The organism is Streptomyces sp. NPDC090106 (assembly GCF_044747265.1).
In the GTDB taxonomy this organism is placed as follows: domain Bacteria; phylum Actinomycetota; class Actinomycetes; order Streptomycetales; family Streptomycetaceae; genus Streptomyces.
In genome coordinates this window covers 39,460-59,291 of sequence record NZ_JBIVDS010000018.1, presented here as the reverse complement: position 1 = coordinate 59,291, position 19,832 = coordinate 39,460, and the positions used below count along the sequence as shown (strand labels likewise).

Here is a 19,832-nt window from a genome sequence, read left to right as displayed (position 1 = left end):
GGTCCCTTCCCCCCGCCCCCACCACGGGCCGTGCCCTCAGGCGCGGGTCGCCCACACGTAGCGGTGTTCCGGGCGGCCCGCGTCGCCGTACTTGAGCGTGAGCCGGGCCCGTCCCGTGCGCTCCAGGAGCTTCAGATAGCGCTGGGCCGTCTGCCGGCTCACCCCCGTCCGCTCGGCGATCTCCTGGGCCGACAGAGGGCCTTCGGCGCTGATCAGGGACTGGCGCACCAGCTCCGCCGTCGTGGGGGAGTGCCCCTTGGGCAGATCGGGCTCCGAGGACGCGGACAGCGCGCCGAAGATGCGGTCCACCTCCGCCTGTTCGGCCTCGCCGCCCCCGTCCAGCGTGCGGCGCAGGTCCGCGTACGCCTCCAGCTTGGCGCGCAGGCCCGCGAAGGCGAACGGCTTGACCAGGTACTGGAGCGCGCCGTGTCGCATCGCCGCCTGCACGGTCGTGATGTCCCGCGCGGCCGTCACCATGATCACGTCGGTCTGGTGGCCGCGGCGCCGCATCTCGCGGACGACCGACAGACCCGTCTCGTCGGGCAGGTAGTGGTCCATGAGGACCAGGTCGAGCCGGGGCAGCGACTCCACCTGACGCAGCGCCTCCGCCGCGCTGTGCGCCTCGCCCGCCACATGGAAGCCGGGCACCTTCTCGACGTACGCGGCGTTGACCCGGGCGACGCGCGTGTCGTCGTCCACGACCAGGACCTCGATCATCACGACTCCTCCTCGGTCGTCGACGGCACGGTGAGCGCCGGTTTCCAGCCGTCGGGCTCCAGACCGTCCGGCTCCACGCCGTCCGGTTTCGGGCCGCCTGGTTCCAGGCCGCTCCCGGACAGTGCCTCGGGCAGGACGACCGTGAACGCGGCGCCCCCGCCGTCGGCCTCGGTGACGGTCGCGCTGCCGCCCTGGCGCTCGGCGAGCCGCCGCACCAGGGAGAGCCCGATGCCCCGCTTGCCGTGCGCGGGCGGCTTCTTCGTGGACCAGCCCTCGGTGAAGACCAGCTCCCGGTGGTCCGCCGGGACCCCGGGGCCCGTGTCCCGCACCCGGAGCACGACCGTGCGCCCCTGCGCGCGCAGCTCGACCTCCACGCGCGCGTGCGGCTTGCCGGCGACCGCGTCCAGGGCGTTGTCCACGAGGTTCCCGACCACCGTGACGATGCCCCGCGGGTCGATCAGCCGGTCGGGGAGCCGGGTCCGGTCGGAGATCCACAGGGCGACGCCGCGCTCCGCCGCCACGGTCGCCTTGCCGACCAACAGGGCCGCCAGCAGCGGGTCCTCGATCTTCTCGGTGACCTGCTCCGCGGTGGCCCGGTGATCACCGACCACCTCCCCGACGAACTCCACGGCGTCGTCGTACATCTCCAGTTCGAGCAGCCCCAGCAGTGTGTGCATCCGGTTGGCGTGCTCGTGGTCCTGGGCGCGCAGGGCGTCGATGAGCCCGCGCGTGGAGTCCAGCTCGCGGCCGAGCTGCTCCAGCTCGGTCCGGTCGCGCAGGGTGGCGACCGCACCGCCGTCGTCCGTCGGCATCCGGTTGGCGACCAGCACGCGCTGGCCGCGCACGGTCAGCAGATCGGTGCCGGTGACCCGGCCCGCCAGCACATCGGCCGTACGGCCTTCCCCGAGCGCCTCGTCGGGGGAGTGCCCCACCGCCTCGTCGCCGATGCCGAGGAGCCGCTGCGCCTCGTCGTTCAGCAGACGCACCCGGCCGCTGCGGTCCAGGGCGACGACACCCTCCCGGATGCCGTGCAGCATCGCCTCGCGCTCCGAGAGCAGCGCCGAGATGTCGGAGAAGGCCAGGTCACGGGTCTGCCGCTGGACTCTGCGGGAGATCAGCCAGGCGGCCAGGGCGCCCACGGCCAGCGCGCCGCCCGCGTACGCGAGCAGCCCCGGGATCGCGTGGATCAGCCGCGCCCGGACACTGTCGTACGCGATGCCGACCGAGACCGCCCCGATGATGTCGCCGTCACTGTCGTGCAGAGGCACCTTGCCGCGCGCGGAGCGCCCCAGGGTGCCCTCGTCGATCTCCATGACCTCCTCGCCGGACAGCGCCCGCGTGGGGTCCGTCGACACCTTCCCGCCGATCTCCGCGGGGTCGGTGTGCGACCAGCGGACGCCCTCGGTGTCCATCACCACGACGTACTCGGCCTGCGTGGCCTTCCGGATCCGCTCGGCCTCCTTCTGGACCGGCCCGTCGACGGAGTGGGGCGTCGTCCGGAGGTCCTGGGCGAGCTGGGGCTCCTGCGCGGTCGTCTGCGCGATCGCGAGGGCCCGGCGCATCGCCTGGTCGTCCAGTTGGGCACTGAGCGGTGCGAGGAACAGGCCCGTCGCGAGCACCGTGACTCCCGCGGCGATCGCGAGCTGCATCAGCAGCACCTGCGAGAACATCCGCCGCGGCAGGCCGAGGCGGAGGCGTCGTGCGGGGGGAGTGGGGCTCATACCCATGACGGTACGCGGAGGGGTGGGACGTGCCGTAGGGGTGTGGCATGGATCTCTTGATCAATGCATGGACGAGGTGGACGGCCGTCGCTGGGAAGAGGGGCTGACCTGGTTGAACGGCCGGTTCAGCTCGCCAGCGCCGACGCCGGTTGCAGTTCGCGGACCGCCACGACGTCCATTCGCGCGGGCGCCCCGAGCACCGAGGTCCCGCAGCTCTCCGCGCGCGGCGGCAGGGAGGCGCTCTGGGCGACGGTGACCCGCCAGTGCCGCCCGTCGACGTGCGCGACGGTCACCTCCCAGTGGGGAGCCGCCCCGGTCGTGCGGACGACGCTCAGGACGTCCGCCGCGTCCTCGTGCGCCGCCGAGCGCACCGCCAGTTCCGCCGCCTGCCCGGGCCGCTCCCAGGCCGAGCCGCCGCGGCAGCCGTCGACGACCACGCGCCCGTGCTGGACGGCGCGCAGGATCTCCTCGACGGCGGGGGCGTCGACCCGGCCGTACGCGTAGCCGTACGGCAGGACGAGGAGTGTCGGCGAGAAGCGATGTCCACCCAGATGGGTGACCTCCCAGACGCCCTCGGCGCCCGACGCGGCCAGCTCGGCGGCGAGGGGGCGGCCCAGGAGGGCGCAGCAGCGGTCCCGCTTGCCGTTGGTGCAGACGAGCGCGAGCGGGGCCCCGGTGTGGGGGCGTCCGTCGAGCGCCGCCCCGAAGCTGCGGTGGTCGCCTCTGCCGAGCGCGGCGAAGTCGAGGTCGAGCAGCCGTCGCGGGTCGTGGAGCGTGGTGGTGTGCAGCCACGCGTTTCCGGGCGAGGTGTGCGCGACGTACACGCGGCGCGCGGTGGCCGTGCCGCAGTCGGCGTGGCGTCCGGGGCGGCGGATGAGGGCGATGCGCACGCCGGTGCCCTTCGCGAGCCTCTCCAGGCCGCGGCCGAGCGCCGGGTCCAGGTGGCTCGACGTGAGCGCGTGGGCGCCCCAGGGGCCGGGCTGTTCGACGAGCAGCCAGGTCTTCGCGGTGGCCGCGGTCCCCGCGATGGGCTCGCCGAGGTCGCTGGAGACGGATGCGCACGTACTCACAGAGGTGAGCCTAACCTGACTTGCCGTGTGGCGACTTCCAGGCGCGCTGGTGTCCTGGTGTGGCCTCACTTGAGAGAATTTGACGCCCTTGGGGACACCTGGCGTTCTTTACACCTCGGGCAAGGCTTCCGCAGCCGTCTCTTCCGGCAGCGGCAGCGGCAGCGGCAGCGGCAGCGACTGCGGAGGCTTCGCGCCCACGTAGAGCCCGCTCGGGCGCATGCGCAGGGGGCGCTCGCCGTACTCCTCCAGGGCGTGGGCGACCCAGCCCGCCGTACGGGCGACGGCGAAGATCGTCTCGCCTGCCGTGGGGAGCATGCCGGAGGACGCCGTGAGCACGGCGAGCGCGAGGTCGACGTTGGCGTGCAGCGGGGTGTGCCGGGCGGTGGTGGCCACGACGTCCCGGGCCGCGGCCAGGGCCGTTTCCGCGCGCGGGATCCGCTCCAGCAGGTCGAACAGGGCTCGCGCGCGGGGATCCTCCCCGCGGTAGAGCCGGTGCCCGAGTCCGGGGATGCGGCGTCCGGCCCGCAGTTCGTTCGCGATGACGGGGCCGGCGTCGCCCAGTTCGAGGACGTCCTGGAGCAGCCGGTGGGCGAGCCCGCTGGCCGCGCCGTGCAGGGGCCCTTCGAGCACGCCCAGGCCGGCCGAGACGGACGCGTAGGCGTTGGCGCGCGCCGAGGCGGCGACCCGCACCGCGAGGGTGGAGGCGGCGAGGTCATGGTCGACGAGCAGGCCCAGGGCGGTGTCCAGGGCACGCAGGGACGCCTCGTCCGGGGTACGGGCGCTGAGCCGTGTCCACAGGCGCCTGGCCAGCGGGCCCTCGTCCGGCTGGTTGAGCCGGGTGCGCGGCAGGGCGGCGACCAGTGTGGGGATCAGGATGCGCGCGGTGCCCAGCACGGCGTCCTCGGACAGGTCGAAGCGCAGCGGGTCGGCCGCCGCGGCGGCGATCGCGGCGACCCTCAACCGGTCGGTGGGGGAGGTGTGTTCGGGCAGTGAGTCGACCGCGCGCCGGGCGACGGCCGCGGAGGTCTCCGGCGCCGTGAACGTCATCCCGGGCCGCATCCGCCCGGTCCACAGCCATTCGGCGATCTCCTCGTAGGAGTGGCGCGCGGCCAGCGCGGTCGCGTCGACGCCCCGGAAGTAGTACCGGTCGGACTCGATGAGCGTGATGCGGGTCCGTACCGACAGCTCGCCGCCGGACGCCGGACTCCCGCCGCTCTCGCGCCGGTTGCGCCGGGCGAGGGCCTCCACCTCCGTGGCGTCGAAGGTGCTGCCCCGGCCGCCGGGCACCCGGCGGCTGCCGAGCTGGCCACGGCTCACGTAGGCGTAGACGGTCTCGGGCTTCACCCCCAGGAGTTCGGCGGCCTCTTTCGTGGTCAGGCGCCGGCCCTCGTGGTCGTGGACGGGTTCGTGATCGCGCATGGGCTCACCGTATCCGCGGGGAGGTTGTATTGATTCAATCAATATTGACAGGCATTGAGTCAACCATGGACAGTCAAATCAAGTCCAGGGAGGAAACATGTCCGTCAACAGGGCCGCAGCCACCCTTGTCGACGTGCCGCGAGGGCTCGCGGGCGTCGTCGTCACCGACACCGAGATCGGTGACGTCCGAGGGATCGAGGGCTTCTACCACTACCGCCAGTACTCGGCCGTCGAACTCGCGCGGACCCGCGGGTTCGAGGACGTCTGGCATCTCCTGGTCCACGGCGAGCTGCCGGACGCCGAGCGCGGGGCCGCCTTCGCCGCCGAGGCCGCCGCCCTGCGCGCCCTGCCCGACGGGGTCCGGGCGGCGCTGCCCGCCATCGCCGCGGCGGGCGCGGACTCCGGGCCGCTCGCCGGCATGCGTACGGCGCTGTCGCTGCTGGGCGCGGCGCGCGGATTCCGGCCCGTGTACGACATCGACGCGGAGAGGCGGCGCCGGGACACGATCGCGGCGTCCGCCGCGGTGCCGACGCTGCTCGCCGCGCTGCACCGGCTGGGGCGGGGCCTGGAGCCCGTGGAGCCCCGGGCGGATCTGTCCTACGCGGCCAACTACCTCTACATGCTGACGGGTTCGGAACCCGATCCGCGGCAGGCGAGGGCGGTCGAGCAATACTTGATCTCGACCATTGACCACGGATTCAACGCGTCAACCTTCACGGCACGGGTCATCACGTCGACCGGCGCGGACGTAGCCGCCTGTCTCGTGGGTGCCGTGGGTGCGCTGTCGGGGCCGCTGCACGGGGGTGCGCCGAGCCGGGCGCTAGACACGCTCGACGCCATCGGTACGCCCGACCGCATCGACCCGTGGATCCGTGCACGTGTTCTCGCCGGTGAGCGGATCATGGGCTTCGGCCACGCGATCTACCGCACCGAGGACCCTCGTTCGCGCATGCTGCGCGAGATCGCCGAAGGCTTCGGCGGCCCTCGCGTCGCCTTCGCCGTCGAGGTCGAACGCCAGGTCGAGGCCATCCTCGCCGAGCTGAAGCCCGGCCGGGAACTCCACACCAACGTCGAGTTCTACGCCGGGGTCGTCATGGAACTCTGCGGTCTGCCCCGTGAGATGTTCACTCCGACCTTCGCGGCGGGCCGCGTGATCGGCTGGAGCGCCAACATCCTGGAACAGGCGGAGGATTCGAAGATCATCCGACCGGTGGCGCGGTATGTGGGACCGGGGGCGCCGGTTCCGGTACCGGCCGCGTGAACACGGGCGAGGGCCCGGCGCCAGGAGCGGCGCCGAGCCCTCGGTCTCGCATCCGGGCCGGAATCAGGAACTCATGACCGGACCGTGGTGCGGTTGTCCGGCGTTATGCGTCAGGAATGTCAGCTTTGGCTCTGACGAGAGTTTCGCGTGTGATCACGACGATGCGTTCATAGTCGGCACGGGCGGCGTCCGGCGGAAGCTGGGAATCGAGCGAGTTGGTCACGTCCGTGCCAATGATGGCGAAATTCCCGTCCGCCAATTCGAAGATATCCGGGCAAGTTGCGCCGGTCGCGCTTCCTCGTTCTCGCGGGGACGCGCCGAGGCGGCGGACGATCTGACTCACTGTTGTTTCCCTACTGGTCTCAAAGGCAGCAAAGGTGCCTGCGCACGGTTGCAGCACGCGGCGTGATTGCATCCCTGTAGGGCTGGGTCTCGACCACCGGGCGGCGTGGAGCGACTAATGCTTGTGGTGGCGGACTCCTTGCGCGGTCGCGCAGTAGTCAACCTCATTCCCTCCGAAGAACGCGCCGTTTTATTGATCCGTTATCGCCCGTTGGCGTGATGTATGTCGGAGCGGGTCGGTGCGCGCCCTCCCAGGAGCGGAGAAAAGGGCTGAGGGTGCACATTTCCCGTCGCGGTCCGCGGTCGGCTACTGGTCCGGCGGTTCTCCGACCACCCACCACTGCTCCGTGTCGGCCTCTTCGAGTTGGCGCAGCAGATCGTCGACCATCAGTCCGATTTCCGCTTCCTCGGAGTCGGCGATGCTCGCCCGGTGCGGCTGAGTGGCATACCAGTACTCGCGCACGATCGGGTTCTGGAACATGCCGCGAGCCAGCCCGAAGAATTCTTCGCGGCTTATGTTCCCGATGCGGTAATAGAAGAGAAGATTCGTGTAGAGCACGTTGGCGAACAGATACTGCCGGCGTCGTTTGGGGGAGACGGACTCCTCGTAGAGGTCCAGCACTTCGGCGAGGTCGGGATCGTCGATCGCCTTGCTCAGCAACTCCCAGTGCTGCCGCTGCTGGTTCGCCAGGTCGGTGTGCTGCTGGCTGTGGGCGTGCTGTTCCAGGTATTCCAGACGTATCCGTAATGATTCGAGCGCGTGCCGCTGGACGGCCAGGGTGGCGAGAGCCCCGGCGACCGCGCCGAGACCGGCGGTCATGGCGTAGCTCAGTCCGCGTTTCCCAAAGTTCTGTGTGGCCATGTCAACCCCCGGATCAGGCGGCCGTCCGCCGGTCGTCGGGGTGCGGGTCGACTGCGGGGGACCGGCGAGCGATGGGCGGCGCTTGCCGTCTCCCAGGGTGCCGAGCGGCTCTGATCGGCGGGGGAGGCGGAGAGGAGGCGCACGGAAGGAAGCGAGGGTCGCACGATCCGGCGCCATGCCAGACGTCTGCCCCACAAGTGCAGCTAACAATCGTTCACTTCGCGGTGATTGTTCCGGCTCGTATCCTGGTCGGAGAGTCCATCCGCGTACGTGCGCCCGGCCCGCGATCCGGCGCGCGTCGGTGTCAGAGAGGTCGCACGTTGAGCGAACCGAGCCCCGGCCACCGGCAGATTCCGGTCGTCGTCCTCGCCGGATTCCTCGGTTCCGGCAAGACCACGCTTCTCAACCACCTCCTCCACCGCAGCGGAGGCAGCCGTATCGGGGCCATCGTCAACGACTTCGGCGCCATCGAGATCGACGCCATGGCCGTGGCCGGCGCCCTCGGTGACTCCACCGTCTCGCTCGGCAACGGCTGCCTGTGCTGTGCCGTCGACGCCGGCGAACTGGACACCTACCTGGAACGCCTCGCCCGACCCGACGCCGGCATCGACGTCATCGTCATCGAGGCCAGCGGGCTCGCCGAACCCGAGGAAATCGTCCGTATGCTCCTCGCCAGCGAGCATCCGGGAATCGTCTACGGCGGGCTCGTCGAGGTCGTCGACGCCGCCGAGTTCGACGACACCCGCGGCAAGCACCCCGAGATCGACCGGCATCTCGGCCTCGCCGACCTCGTCGTCGTCAACAAGCTCGACCGGGCCGCCGACCCAGGCCGCGTCCGCGCGCTCGTCCAGTCGCTCGTCGACCGCGCGGCCGTCGTCCCCGCCACCTACGGCCGTATCGACCCCGAGTTCCTCTTCGACTGCCGTCCCAGCGAGGAGCGCATCGGCCAGCTGTCCTTCGACGACCTGCACGAACACGATCGCGACGAGAACGACGACGTGCACGCCGGTCATCTGCACACCTCTTACGAAAGCCTCTCCTTCGTCTCCGAGGTGCCGCTCGACCCCCGTCGTCTGATGGCCTTCCTCGACAGCCGGCCCGAGGGGCTCTACCGCATCAAGGGGTACGTCGATTTCGGCGCGTACGACACCCGCAACCGGTACGCCGTACACGCCGTCGGACGGTTCCTGCGCTTCTATCCGGAACCCTGGCCCGGCCAGGGCGCGCCGCGCCTCACCCAGCTCGTCCTCATCGGCTCCGGCATCGACACCCCCGCCCTCCGCAAGGAACTGGAGGCGTGCGGGAACGACGACGCCCCACACACCGCCGACGAGCACGGCATGTGGGGCGTCCTGCGCTACGTACAGGGCCCCGACGACAGCCAGGAACCCGACCCGGAGTTCTGAGGCGTCCTACACGGGCCCCGCCACCACCGAGACCGTCTTCGGCAGCGACACGCCCGAGCCGTCGCGTCGCGGGTCGATCTCCGGCAGGTCCGCCGGTGTGCCGTTCTTCTGCGCGGCCCGCGCGGGGGACACACCCGCCCAGGCCAGGGACAGGCAATCTTCCCCGCGCAGGAAGCGCTGGCAGCGGACTCCGCCGGTCGCGCGGCCCTTGCGCGGGTACTGGTCGAACGGGGTCAGCTTGGCGGTCGTCTGGACGGAGTCGTCCAGCGTGCCGCGCGAGCCGGCGACCGTGAGGACGACCGCGTCGGCCGCAGGGTCCACGGCCGTGAAGGAGATGACCTTCGCCCCGTCCGCGAGCTTGATGCCCGCCATACCGCCCGCCGGACGGCCCTGGGGACGGACCTGCGAGGCCTGGTAGCGCAGCAGTTGCGCGTCGTCCGTGATGAAGACCAGGTCCTCCTCGCCGGTACGCAGTTCGACCGCGCCGACGATCCGGTCACCGTCCTTGAGGGTGATGACCTCCAACTCCTCCTTGTTGGTGGGGTAGTCGGGCACCACACGCTTCACGACACCCTGTTCGGTGCCGAGCGCCAGACCGGGCGAGGACTCGTCCAGGGTGATCAGGCAGACCAGTGTCTCGCCGTCCGTCAGCGGCACGAACTCCGTCAGGGGCGCGCCCCCGGCGAGGTTCGACGCGCCTTCCGGCAACTGGGGCAGGTCGATGACGTTGACCCGCAGCAGGCGCCCCTCGGACGTCACCGCGCCGATCTCCCCGCGCGCGGTGGCGGGCACCGCCGAGATGATCACGTCGTGCACGGCGCGCTTGCCGCCGCCCTCGGGCAGCGCCTCGCCGTTCGCCGTACGGGCCAGCAGCCCCGTCGAGGACAGCAGCACCCGGCACGGGTCGTCCGCCACCTGGAGCGGAACGGCGGCGGCCGGGACGACCGCGCCCGCCTCCAGCAGGACCGTGCGCCGGTCGGTACCGAACTTCTTGGCGACCGCGGCCAGTTCGGTGGAGACGAGCTTGCGCAGCTCGGTGTCCGAGTCGAGGATCCGGGTCAGCTCCGCGATCTCCGCGTTGAGCTTCTCCTTCTCCGACTCCAGCTCGATCCGGTCGAACTTCGTCAGCCGGCGCAGCGGGGTGTCGAGGATGTACTGCGTCTGGATCTCGCTCAGCGAGAAGCGCTCCATCAGCCGCTGCTTGGCCTGCGCGCTGTTGTCGCTGGAGCGGATGAGGCGGATGACCTCGTCGATGTCGACGAGGGCGGTCAGCAGGCCCTCCACCAGGTGCAGCCGGTCGCGGCGCTTGGTGCGGCGGAACTCGCTGCGGCGCCGGACGACCTCGAACCGGTGGTCGAGGTAGACCTCCAGGAGCTCCTTGAGGCCGAGCGTCAGCGGCTGGCCGTCGACCAGGGCGACGTTGTTGATGCCGAAGGACTCCTCCATCGGCGTCAGCTTGTAGAGCTGTTCCAGGACCGCCTCGGGCACGAAGCCGTTCTTGATCTCAATGACCAGACGCAGACCGTGCGCGCGGTCGGTGAGGTCCTTGACGTCGGCGATGCCCTGGATCTTCTTGGCGCCGACCAGGTCCTTGATCTTGGCGATGACCTTCTCCGGGCCGACCGTGAAGGGCAGCTCGGTGATGACCAGGCCCTTGCGGCGGGCCGTGACGGTCTCCACCGCCACCGTGGCACGGATCTTGAAGGTGCCGCGGCCCGTCTCGTAGGCGTCCCGGATGCCCGAGAGGCCGACGATCCGGCCGCCGGTGGGCAGGTCGGGGCCCGGGACGAACTTCATCAGGGCGTCCAGATCCGCGTTCGGGTAGCGGATCAGATGACGGGCCGCCGCGATGACCTCGGAGAGGTTGTGCGGCGCCATGTTCGTGGCCATGCCGACCGCGATGCCCGACGCGCCGTTCACCAGCAGGTTCGGGAACGCGGCGGGCAGGGCCACCGGCTCCTGCTCCTGGCCGTCGTAGTTCGGGGCGAAGTCGACCGTGTCCTCGTCGATCGACTCGGTCATCAGGCTCGTCGCCTCGGCCTGCCGGCACTCGGTGTACCGCATGGCGGCCGGCGGGTCGTCGTTGCCCAGGGAACCGAAGTTGCCGTGGCCGTCGACGAGCGGCACGCGCATGGAGAACGGCTGCGCCATGCGCACCAGCGCGTCGTAGATCGACGCGTCGCCGTGCGGGTGCAGCTTGCCCATGACCTCGCCCACCACGCGGGCGCACTTCACGTAGCCCCGGTCGGGGCGCAGGCCCATCTCGTTCATCTGGTAGACGATCCTGCGGTGCACCGGCTTGAGGCCGTCGCGGGCGTCCGGCAGGGCACGGGAGTAGATGACCGAGTACGCGTACTCGAGGAAGGAGCCCTGCATCTCGTCCACGACGTCGATGTCGAGGATCTTCTCCTCGTACGAGTCGTCGGGCGGCGGGGTCTTCGTGGTGCGGCGGGCCATCGCTGCCGGCTCCTCTTTTCTGGTCGCTCGCCTTCGGGTCGCGCCCCTTCGGCTCACTCTTGCTGAAGCGTGAACGGGAGATCTGACGCGCACCATTGTGGACCGTGGCACTGACAACGCGGACGACGACCCGGCGTCAGCCGTCCCGACAGGTGTCCGCTGATGTCCACGGCGGTGCGTCGCAATCTACGGGATCTCGCTGTCGGCGTACGACCACCGGGAACTCCACCGGTGCTCCGCACGCTTGCATACAGTGGCAGGACCGGCACAAAAAACGCGGCTGAACAACCGCACCGCGATCGAAGGGACGTACATGCCCATGGGTCACACGGCCACAGACCAGGCAGGCTCCGGGGGCCTGACAGCGACCGAGCACCGCCTGGCCAACGGGCTGCGCGTGGTGCTCTCCGAGGACCATCTGACCCCGGTCGCCGCGGTGTGCCTCTGGTACGACGTCGGCTCGCGCCACGAAGTCAAGGGGCGCACCGGCCTGGCTCACCTCTTCGAGCATCTGATGTTCCAGGGCTCCGCGCAGGTCAAGGGCAACGGTCACTTCGAACTCGTGCAGGGCGCGGGCGGCTCGCTCAACGGCACCACCAGCTTCGAGCGCACCAACTACTTCGAGACCATGCCCACCCACCAGTTGGAGCTCGCGCTCTGGCTGGAGGCGGACCGCATGGGCTCCCTGCTCGCCGCCCTGGACGACGAGTCGATGGAAAACCAGCGCGACGTCGTCAAGAACGAGCGCCGCCAGCGGTACGACAACGTCCCGTACGGCACCGCCTTCGAGAAGCTGACCGCCCTCGCCTACCCGGAGGGCCACCCCTACCACCACACGCCGATCGGCTCCATGGCCGACCTGGACGCGGCGACGCTGGAGGACGCGCGCGCGTTCTTCCGCACCTACTACGCGCCCAACAACGCGGTGCTGTCCGTGGTCGGCGACATCGACCCCGAGCAGACGCTCGCCTGGGTCGAGAAGTACTTCGGCTCCATCCCGTCGCACGACGGCAAGCCCGCCCCGCGCGACGGCTCGCTGCCCGACGTGATGGGCGCGCAGCTGCGGGAGGTCGTCGAAGAGGAGGTCCCCGCGCGCGCGTTGATGGCCGCCTACCGGCTCCCGCACGACGGCACGCGCGAGGCCGACGCCACCGACCTGGCGCTCACCGTCCTCGGCGGCGGCGAGTCCTCGCGGCTCTACAACCGGCTGGTGCGGCGCGACCGTACGGCGGTGGCGGCCGGCTTCGGCCTGCTGCGGCTCGCCGGGGCGCCGTCGCTGGGCTGGCTGGACGTCAAGACGTCCGGTGACGTCGAGGTGCCGGTCATCGAGGCCGCCATCGACGAGGAGCTCGCCCGGTTCGCCGAGCAGGGCCCCACGGCCGAGGAAATGGAGCGCGCCCAGGCCCAGTTGGAGCGCGAGTGGCTGGACCGGCTCGGCACCGTGGCGGGCCGCGCCGACGAACTGTGCCGCTACGCCGTCCTGTTCGGCGACCCGCAGCTCGCCCTGACGGCCGTGAACCGCGTCCTGGACGTCACCGCGCAGGAGGTCCAGGAGGTCGCGGCGGCCCGCCTGCGTCCCGACAACCGCGCGGTGCTCGTCTACGAGCCGGTCCCCGGACAGACCTCCGAGGACGCCGATCCCCCCGAAGACCCCGCGGCCGAGGCCACGGTCGAAGCCGGCGACGACAACGAGGAGGCGGCCAAGTGACCGAGCTCGCCGCGATGGAGTTCCACCCCCGGCCCCAGGCGGGCGAGCCCAAGGTGTGGGCGTTCCCGGCGCCCGAGCGCGGCGCGCTCGGCAACGGCCTGACCCTGCTGCGCTGCCACCGCCCCGGCCAGCAGGTCGTCGCCGTCGAGGTGCTCCTCGACGCGCCCCTGGACGCCGAACCGGCCGGCTTCGACGGTGTCGCCACGATCATGGCGCGGGCCTTCTCCGAGGGCACCGACAAGCACTCCGCCGAGGAGTTCGCCGCCGAGCTGGAGCGCTGCGGCGCCACGCTCGACGCGCACGCCGACCACTCCGGCGTCCGCCTCAGTCTGGAGGTCCCCGCCTCCCGCCTAGCCAAGGCGCTCGGTCTGCTCGCCGACGCCCTGCGCGCGCCCGCGTTCGCCGACGGCGAGATCGAGCGGCTGGTCCGCAACCGCCTCGACGAGATCCCGCACGAGACGGCGAACCCGTCCCGGCGGGCCGCCAAGGAGCTCTCCCGGGAGCTGTTCCCGGCGACCGCGCGCATGTCCCGCCCCCGCCAGGGCACCGAGGACACCGTCGAGAAGATCGACGCCGCCGCGGTCCGCGCCTTCTACGAGCGCCACGTACGCCCCGCGACGGCGACCGCCGTGGTCGTCGGCGACCTCACCGGCATCGACCTCGACGCGCTGCTCGGCGACACCCTGGGCGCCTGGACGGGCTCCAGCGCCGAGCTCCGCCCGGTCCCGCCGGTCACCGCCGACGACACCGGCCGCGTCGTGATCGTGGACCGGCCCGGCGCCGTCCAGACGCAGGTGCTGATCGGCCGTATCGGCGCCGACCGGCACGATCGCGTGTGGGCCGCGCAGGTCCTCGGCACGTACTGCCTCGGCGGCACCCTCACCTCCCGTCTGGACCGCGTCCTGCGCGAGGAGAAGGGCTACACCTACGGCGTGCGGTCGTTCGGCCAGGTGCTGCGCTCCGCGCCCGACGGCAGCGGCGCCGCGATGCTCGCCATCAGCGGCTCCGTCGACACCCCGAACACGGGTCCGGCCCTGGACGACCTGTGGAAGGTCCTGCGCACGCTGGCCGCCGAGGGGCTGACCGACGCCGAGCGGGACGTCGCCGTGCAGAACCTCGTCGGCGTGGCCCCGCTGAAGTACGAGACGGCGGCGGCCGTGGCGAGCACCCTGGCCGACCAGGTCGAGCAGTACCTGCCCGACGACTACCAGGCCACCCTGTACCGCCAGCTCGCCGCGACCGGCACCGTGGAGGCCACCGCGGCGGCCGTCAACGCGTTCCCGGTGGACCGTCTCGTGACGATCCTCGTCGGCGACGCGGCGGCCATCAAGGAGCCCGTCGAAGCCCTCGGCATCGGCGCGGTCAAGGTCGTGCCGGCGGAGTAGCACCGCACCGGCACGCGCGCGTGGAGGGGCTCTGGTGACGCGACGGTCACCAGGGCCCCTCTCTCCTTGCCGTCCTTGGAAATGTCCGAATTGAACGTCCGTCGCCTGTTTGCCCTGTGGGATGAATGACAAACGGCCTGATCCGTTTGAGGATCGAAAGTCGCCCCGCTTAGCGTCTTCCGGGCTGTCCGTCAGAGCAGTGCGCCGCGCCCGCGGCACCGGACAGTCATCGCCGAGTCCCCGTACGGCGCGAGCCAGGGGAGCCGGGGACCCACGCAGTCCCTGGGGTGAATCGGACGCCCGCGCGAGCCGCGAGGGGGTCCGTAGGAGACCTTCCTGCTCCGAACCCGTCAGCTAACCCGGTAGGCGAGAGGGAAGGAAAGGACCAGCCCTTACATGGCGTTCACGCGCCCCACCGGGAAGCACCGTGCCCCGAGCCGGATGCAGCGCACCACCGTTCGCGCGGCGGGTGTCGCGGCTCTCGCCACCACCGGCGTCATCGGCACCCTCGCCGCCCCGGCCCTCGCCGCGGAGCCCGCGGTCGAGCAGACCGGCATCATCCCGGTCGTCAGCATCGGCGACGACGTCGCCGACCAGATAGGCGCCCAGGCCGCCGCCCAGAAGCAGGCCGCCGAGGAGAAGGCCGAGCAGGCCGCCCGCGCCCAGGCCGCCGCCGAGGCGCGGAAGAAGGCCGCCGCCGCGGCCAAGAAGGAGCGCGAGGCCAAGGAGCGCGCCGCGCGCGCGGCCGAGCGCAAGCGCCTGAACTCCTTCGTCGCCCCGATCGCCGGCTCGTACATCTCGACCGGCTACAAGGCGGGCGGCGCCGTCTGGTCCTCCGGCAGCCACACCGGCGTCGACTTCCACGCGGCCAGCGGCACCTCCGTGCGCGCGGTCGGCTCCGGCACGGTCGTCGAGGCCGGCTGGGGCGGGTCGTACGGCAACAACATCGTGATCAGGATGAACGACGGCACGTACACCCAGTACGGGCATCTGTCGTCCATCGGTGTCTCGGTCGGCCAGACGGTCACTCCTGGCCAGCAGATCGGCCTGTCCGGCGCGACCGGCAACGTCACCGGACCGCACCTGCACTTCGAGGCCCGGACGACCGCCGAGTACGGCTCGGACATCGACCCCGTCTCCTACCTGCGCTCGCACGGCGTGAACGTCTGAGAAAGCGCTGCCCGACCGCACGGAACCCCGGCTCCACCGAGCCGGGGTTTCGTCGTTTTCGTCACCCCGGTGTCCAAAAAATATCCATGGATTCCGGCCCCCCGTCGGAAATTCCCGCTCATTGCCATAGAGTCACTGAACACACGTCAATCATCGACGTTTCACGGGGATTAAGGCGGAGGTCGGTCATGCGTATTCCGGCGCACTCGGTATGCACCGCGATCCGGGACGACATCGTCGCCGGGGTCCACGAGCGCGGCAGCCGGCTCACCGAGGAACTCCTCGCCCGCCGCTACGGCGTCTCCCGTGTCCCCGTGCGGGAGGCCCTGCGGACCCTGGAGGCCGAGGGGTTCGTCGTGACGCGCAGGCACGCGGGCGCGTGCGTCGCCGAACCGACCGAGCTGGAGGCCGCCGACCTCCTGGAGATGCGCCAGCTCCTCGAACCGCTGGGTGCCGCGCGGGCCGCCCAGCGCCGCACCGAAGCCCATCTGAAGGTCCTGCGCGGCCTGGTCAGACTGGGTCAGGAGCGGGCCAGGAGGGGCAACAGCGACGATCTGCGCTCGCTGGGCGGCTGGTTCCACGAGACGCTCGCCCAGGCCTCCGGCAGCCCCGCCCTGACCTCGATGCTGACCCAGCTGCGGCACAAGATCTCCTGGATGTACGCCGTGGACGCCCCCGCCGACCCGGTGGAGTCCTGGGCCGAGCACGGCGCGATCGTCGACGCCGTGGCGCGCGGCGACAGTGAGCGGGCCCGGTCGGTCACGGCCCTGCACAACGAGCGCTCGGCAGGGACGCACCGACTCCGTTTCCCGCCGGGAGGCGAGCGTGTGAGGAACTCGCAACATCCCGTAAACATGTCGAGCCTGCGGCATTAACACAGGCACCGTATACAAAGAGGAGATAATTCGCGGGGGATTATTTCTGCTGCCCTGGAGCTGAAAAGCGAGAGGCTCGCCCGATAATTCGGGCGAGCCTCTCGGTGTTGATTCCGCTGATTTATCCGAGCGGTACTCAGACGGTCTCGGGAAGCTCCTCGAGCCCTTCGGAGACCAGCTTCGCCAGACGGTCGAGAGCGGCGTCCGCGCCCTCGGCGTCCGACGCGAGGACGATCTCCTCGCCGCCCTGGGCGCCCAGGCCCAGGACCGCCAGCATGGAGGCCGCGTTGACGGGGTTGCCGTCGGCCTTGGCGATCGTCACGGGGATACCGGTGGCCGTGGTGGCCCGGACGAAGATGGAAGCGGGGCGGGCGTGGAGGCCCTCGGCCCAGCCGACGTTGACGCGGCGCTCAGCCATGTGATGCTGCCCTTCGGTGTTCAGGGTTGTCTAGACCAGTTTCCCACACGTGAAGTGTCTCCGGAGGGCGACGTACGTCCCTCCGGGGTGAGTCGCCGGACCGCGGCCTCGGTCCGGCTTCCGTCCTCGGTGCTGCGCTGTGTTTCTCCACAGACTGCCTCGCGCCACTGTCGTACGCGAGCCGTACGCTGGGGCGCATGCAGACCGCGTCGGACCGGCACGAGTACCCCGCCCACTGGGAAGCCGACGTGGTGCTGCGCGACGGCGGCACCGCGCGGATCCGCCCCATCACCGTCGATGACGCCGATCGCCTGGTCAGCTTCTACGAGCAGGTCTCGGACGAGTCGAAGTACTACCGCTTCTTCGCGCCCTACCCGCGTCTGTCCGCCAAGGACGTCCACCGCTTCACGCACCACGACTTCGTGGACCGGGTGGGGCTCGCCGCCACCATCGGCGGCGAGTTCATCGCCACCGTACGCTACGACCGCATCGGCAAGGACGGCCTGCCCGCGTCCGGGTCCGACGAGGCCGAGGTGGCCTTCCTCGTCCAGGACGCGCACCAAGGGCGCGGTGTCGCCTCCGCCCTCCTCGAACACATCGGTGCCGTCGCGCGCGAGCGCGGCATCCGCCGTTTCGCCGCCGAGGTGCTGCCCGCCAACAGCAAGATGATCAAGGTCTTCACGGACGCCGGGTACACCCAGAAGCGCAGCTTCGAGGACGGCGTGGTCCGCCTGGAGTTCGGCCTCGAACCCACCGACCGTTCCCTCGCGGTCCAGTACGCGCGCGAACAGCGCGCCGAGGGGCGGTCCGTGCAGCGGCTCCTCAAGCCCGGCTCGGTCGCCGTCGTCGGCGTCGGCCGCTCCCCCGGAGGAGTGGGCCGCAGCATCCTCGACAACATCCGCGACGCCGGCTTCACCGGCCGCCTGCACGCCGTGAACAAGGCCTTCGCCGAGGACACCGGCGAGATCGACGGCGTCCCCGCCCACCGCTCCGTGCGCGACATCGAGGGCCCCGTCGACCTCGCGGTCGTCGCCGTACCCGCCGCGCACGTCCCCGAGGTCGTCACCGAGTGCGGCGAGCACGGCGTCCAGGGACTCGTCGTGATCTCCGCCGGATACGCCGAGAGCGGCCCCGAAGGGCGCGAACGACAGCGCGAACTCGTCCGGCACGCGCGCGCGTACGGCATGCGGATCATCGGCCCCAACGCCTTCGGGATCATCAACACCTCCCCGGACGTCCGCCTCAACGCCTCCCTCGCCAACGAGACGCCCCGCCCCGGCCGCATGGGCCTGTTCGCCCAGTCCGGCGCCATCGGCATCGCCCTGCTCTCCCGTCTGCACCGGCGCGGCGGCGGCGTCACCGGAGTCACCGGCGTCTCGACGTTCGTCTCCTCCGGCAACCGCGCGGACGTCTCCGGCAACGACGTCCTCCAGTACTGGTACGACGACCCGGACACCGACGTCGCCCTCATGTACCTCGAATCCATCGGCAACCCGCGCAAGTTCACCCGCCTCGCCCGCCGCACGGCCGCGGCCAAGCCCCTCGTCGTCGTCCAGGGCGTGGGCAAGGCCCCCCAGGGGCACGCCGTACGGGCCACCCGGCTGCCGCACGCCACGGTGTCCGCGCTGCTGAGGCAGGCCGGCGTGATCCGCGTGGACACCATCACCGAACTCGTCGACACCGGACTGCTCCTCGCCCGCCAGCCGCTGCCCACCGGACCGCGCGTGGCGATCCTCGGCAACTCCGAGTCGCTCGGCCTGCTCAGCTACGACGCCTGCCTGTCCGAAGGACTCAGGCCGCTGCCGCCGCTCGACCTGACCACCGCCGCGACCCCGGAGGACTTCCACAGGGCGCTCGCGCGCGCCCTCGCCGACGACACCTGCGACGCCGTCGTCGTCACCGCGATCCCGACCGTGGGCGAGGGCAGCGCCGGGGACGCCGCCCTCGCCCAGGCGCTGCGCTCGGCCGCCGCGCGTGTGCCGGGCAAGCCCGTGCTCGTCGTCCACGTCGAGCTGGGCGGACTCGCCGGCGCCCTGTCGGCCGCCACCAGCACGGCACCCCAGCCGTCCGGCCCCGGCGCCGAGCACCCCTTCCGAGCCCTGGACCGCCTCGCCGTCCGGGAACCCGAGTCGGTGCCCCGCTCCGACTCCCGCCTCATCCCCGCCTACCCCGCCGCCGAACGGGCCGTCCGCGCGCTGGGCGAGGCCGTGAAGTACGCCCAGTGGCGGCGCGACGCCGCCGACCCGGGCAAGGTCCCCGAGTACGAGGACATCGACGAGAAGGGCGCCGCCCGGCTCATCGACGGCCTCCTCACGCGCGGGCAGGGCCTCACGCTCGGCACCGAGGAGACCTTCGGGCTGCTCGGCCGGTACGGCATCGAGGTCCACCGTTCCCTGCCCGCCCCCAGCGCGGACGACGCGGCGGCGGCGGCCGAGGTCCTCGCCTACCCCGTCGCGCTGAAGGCCACCGCCCCGCATCTGCGCCACCGCGCCGACCTCGGCGGCGTACGCCTCGACCTCGCCGACGAGGAGCAACTGCGCCGCGCGTACGCCGAGCTGACCGAGCTGTTCGGCACGCCCGAGGAGCTGCGCCCCGTCGTGCAGCGCATGGCACCGCGCGGGGTGGACACCGTCGTACGGGCCGTCATCGACCCGGCCGCCGGAGCGGTGCTGTCCTTCGGGCTCGCCGGGGCCGCGTCCCAGCTGCTCGGGGACACCGCGCACCGCCTGATCCCGGTCACCGACCGGGAGGCGGCCTCCCTGGTCCGGTCCATCCGCACGGCGCCCCTCCTGTTCGGCTGGCGCGGCTCGGCCCCGGTCGACACGGCGGCCCTGGAGGAACTGCTGCTGAGGGTGTCGCGTCTCGTCGACGACCACCCCGAGGTCGTCGCGGTGACCCTGGAGCCGGTCGTCGTCGCCCCGCACGGTCTGAGCGTCCTCGGCGCCTCCGTGCGCCTCGCGCCCCCGCCCGCCCGCGACGACCTCGGCCCGAGGACGCTGCCCGCGTACTGAGTCGGCCGTG

15 protein-coding genes and 1 riboswitch are annotated in these 19,832 nt (G+C 71.5%); of the genes, 7 read left to right on the top strand and 8 right to left on the bottom strand.

Annotated features, from left to right (window positions below):
- Window positions 1–36: 36 nt before the first annotated feature.
- From ACIPSE_RS41130 to ACIPSE_RS41115, 4 genes are all read right to left on the bottom strand, one after another.
- Window positions 37–717: a response regulator gene (locus ACIPSE_RS41130; RefSeq protein ID WP_401673934.1), complete on the bottom strand. Its 681-nt coding sequence runs from the start codon at window positions 715–717 to the stop codon at window positions 37–39.
- Window positions 717–2,438 carry an ATP-binding protein gene (locus ACIPSE_RS41125; RefSeq protein ID WP_401673723.1) on the bottom strand — a complete coding sequence of 574 codons (1,722 nt, stop codon included), beginning with the start codon at window positions 2,436–2,438 and terminating at the stop codon, window positions 717–719. The genes ACIPSE_RS41130 and ACIPSE_RS41125 overlap by 1 nt, the downstream gene beginning before the upstream one ends.
- Before the next feature lie 125 nt (window positions 2,439–2,563).
- Entirely contained in the window at window positions 2,564–3,508 is a 945-nt protein-coding gene (locus ACIPSE_RS41120; RefSeq protein WP_401673720.1) for a sucrase ferredoxin, read from the bottom strand.
- 108 nt (window positions 3,509–3,616) lie between these two features.
- The gene (locus ACIPSE_RS41115; protein ID WP_401673718.1) at window positions 3,617–4,927 is read right to left on the bottom strand and encodes a citrate synthase; all 1,311 of its coding nucleotides are present in this window, start codon (window positions 4,925–4,927) and stop codon (window positions 3,617–3,619) included.
- A gap of 97 nt (window positions 4,928–5,024) precedes the next feature.
- On the opposite strand from ACIPSE_RS41115, the gene ACIPSE_RS41110 reads away from it, so the two are divergent.
- Window positions 5,025–6,188: a citrate synthase/methylcitrate synthase gene (locus ACIPSE_RS41110; protein WP_401673717.1), complete on the top strand. Its 1,164-nt coding sequence runs from the start codon at window positions 5,025–5,027 to the stop codon at window positions 6,186–6,188.
- Window positions 6,189–6,291: 103 nt separating this feature from the next.
- On the opposite strand, the gene ACIPSE_RS41105 is transcribed toward ACIPSE_RS41110, so the two are convergent.
- Window positions 6,292–6,531 carry a hypothetical protein gene (locus ACIPSE_RS41105; RefSeq protein WP_401673714.1) on the bottom strand — a complete coding sequence of 80 codons (240 nt, stop codon included), beginning with the start codon at window positions 6,529–6,531 and terminating at the stop codon, window positions 6,292–6,294.
- Between the two features lie 306 nt (window positions 6,532–6,837).
- Window positions 6,838–7,392 (bottom strand): DUF6082 family protein, encoded by a 555-nt coding sequence (locus tag ACIPSE_RS41100; protein ID WP_401673711.1) that lies wholly within the window; start codon window positions 7,390–7,392, stop codon window positions 6,838–6,840.
- 320 nt (window positions 7,393–7,712) lie between these two features.
- Between ACIPSE_RS41100 and ACIPSE_RS41095 the strand changes: the two genes are divergently transcribed.
- Window positions 7,713–8,798 carry a CobW family GTP-binding protein gene (locus ACIPSE_RS41095; protein WP_401673708.1) on the top strand — a complete coding sequence of 362 codons (1,086 nt, stop codon included), beginning with the start codon at window positions 7,713–7,715 and terminating at the stop codon, window positions 8,796–8,798.
- Window positions 8,799–8,804: 6 nt separating this feature from the next.
- Here the strand turns inward: ACIPSE_RS41095 and ACIPSE_RS41090 are convergent, their stop codons facing one another.
- A complete protein-coding gene (locus ACIPSE_RS41090; protein WP_401673706.1) occupies window positions 8,805–11,255 on the bottom strand; it encodes a DNA topoisomerase (ATP-hydrolyzing) subunit A in 2,451 nt (816 codons plus the stop codon).
- Window positions 11,256–11,568: 313 nt separating this feature from the next.
- Between ACIPSE_RS41090 and ACIPSE_RS41085 the strand changes: the two genes are divergently transcribed.
- The 4 genes from ACIPSE_RS41085 (at window position 11,569) to ACIPSE_RS41070 (ending at window position 16,393) form a co-directional block, all read left to right on the top strand.
- Window positions 11,569–12,963 (top strand): M16 family metallopeptidase, encoded by a 1,395-nt coding sequence (locus tag ACIPSE_RS41085; RefSeq protein ID WP_401673703.1) that lies wholly within the window; start codon window positions 11,569–11,571, stop codon window positions 12,961–12,963.
- Window positions 12,960–14,348 (top strand): M16 family metallopeptidase, encoded by a 1,389-nt coding sequence (locus ACIPSE_RS41080; protein WP_401673701.1) that lies wholly within the window; start codon window positions 12,960–12,962, stop codon window positions 14,346–14,348. Before ACIPSE_RS41085 ends, ACIPSE_RS41080 begins: the two co-directional genes overlap by 4 nt.
- Window positions 14,349–14,568: 220 nt before the next feature.
- A riboswitch (cyclic di-AMP (ydaO/yuaA leader) is annotated at window positions 14,569–14,732 on the top strand.
- Between the two features lie 12 nt (window positions 14,733–14,744).
- Window positions 14,745–15,518 carry a M23 family metallopeptidase gene (locus ACIPSE_RS41075; protein ID WP_401673699.1) on the top strand — a complete coding sequence of 258 codons (774 nt, stop codon included), beginning with the start codon at window positions 14,745–14,747 and terminating at the stop codon, window positions 15,516–15,518.
- A 188-nt stretch (window positions 15,519–15,706) separates the two neighbouring features.
- Complete coding sequence (locus tag ACIPSE_RS41070) at window positions 15,707–16,393, top strand: GntR family transcriptional regulator (protein ID WP_401673696.1); 687 nt, start codon at window positions 15,707–15,709, stop codon at window positions 16,391–16,393.
- Between the two features lie 136 nt (window positions 16,394–16,529).
- On the opposite strand, the gene ACIPSE_RS41065 is transcribed toward ACIPSE_RS41070, so the two are convergent.
- Window positions 16,530–16,811 (bottom strand): HPr family phosphocarrier protein, encoded by a 282-nt coding sequence (locus ACIPSE_RS41065; RefSeq protein WP_266685326.1) that lies wholly within the window; start codon window positions 16,809–16,811, stop codon window positions 16,530–16,532.
- Window positions 16,812–17,008: 197 nt separating this feature from the next.
- Here ACIPSE_RS41065 and ACIPSE_RS41060 point away from each other — a divergent pair, with 197 nt between their 5' ends.
- On the top strand, window positions 17,009–19,822 hold the full coding sequence (locus tag ACIPSE_RS41060) for a GNAT family N-acetyltransferase (RefSeq protein WP_401673693.1): 2,814 nt from the start codon (window positions 17,009–17,011) through the stop codon (window positions 19,820–19,822).
- Window positions 19,823–19,832 lie beyond the last annotated feature (10 nt).

What these genes read in the sequence shown, in the direction of transcription:
- ACIPSE_RS41130 (WP_401673934.1), bottom strand. Translation starts at nt 717, where the DNA reads ATGATCGAGGTCCTGGTCGTGGACGACGACACGCGCGTCGCCCGGGTC.
- ACIPSE_RS41125 (WP_401673723.1), bottom strand. Translation starts at nt 2,438, where the DNA reads ATGAGCCCCACTCCCCCCGCACGACGCCTCCGCCTCGGCCTGCCGCGG.
- ACIPSE_RS41115 (WP_401673718.1), bottom strand. Translation starts at nt 4,927, where the DNA reads ATGCGCGATCACGAACCCGTCCACGACCACGAGGGCCGGCGCCTGACC.
- ACIPSE_RS41110 (WP_401673717.1), top strand. Translation starts at nt 5,025, where the DNA reads ATGTCCGTCAACAGGGCCGCAGCCACCCTTGTCGACGTGCCGCGAGGG.
- ACIPSE_RS41100 (WP_401673711.1), bottom strand. Translation starts at nt 7,392, where the DNA reads ATGGCCACACAGAACTTTGGGAAACGCGGACTGAGCTACGCCATGACC.
- ACIPSE_RS41090 (WP_401673706.1), bottom strand. Translation starts at nt 11,255, where the DNA reads ATGGCCCGCCGCACCACGAAGACCCCGCCGCCCGACGACTCGTACGAG.
- ACIPSE_RS41085 (WP_401673703.1), top strand. Translation starts at nt 11,569, where the DNA reads ATGCCCATGGGTCACACGGCCACAGACCAGGCAGGCTCCGGGGGCCTG.
- ACIPSE_RS41075 (WP_401673699.1), top strand. Translation starts at nt 14,745, where the DNA reads ATGGCGTTCACGCGCCCCACCGGGAAGCACCGTGCCCCGAGCCGGATG.
- ACIPSE_RS41070 (WP_401673696.1), top strand. Translation starts at nt 15,707, where the DNA reads ATGCGTATTCCGGCGCACTCGGTATGCACCGCGATCCGGGACGACATC.
- ACIPSE_RS41065 (WP_266685326.1), bottom strand. Translation starts at nt 16,811, where the DNA reads ATGGCTGAGCGCCGCGTCAACGTCGGCTGGGCCGAGGGCCTCCACGCC.
- ACIPSE_RS41060 (WP_401673693.1), top strand. Translation starts at nt 17,009, where the DNA reads ATGCAGACCGCGTCGGACCGGCACGAGTACCCCGCCCACTGGGAAGCC.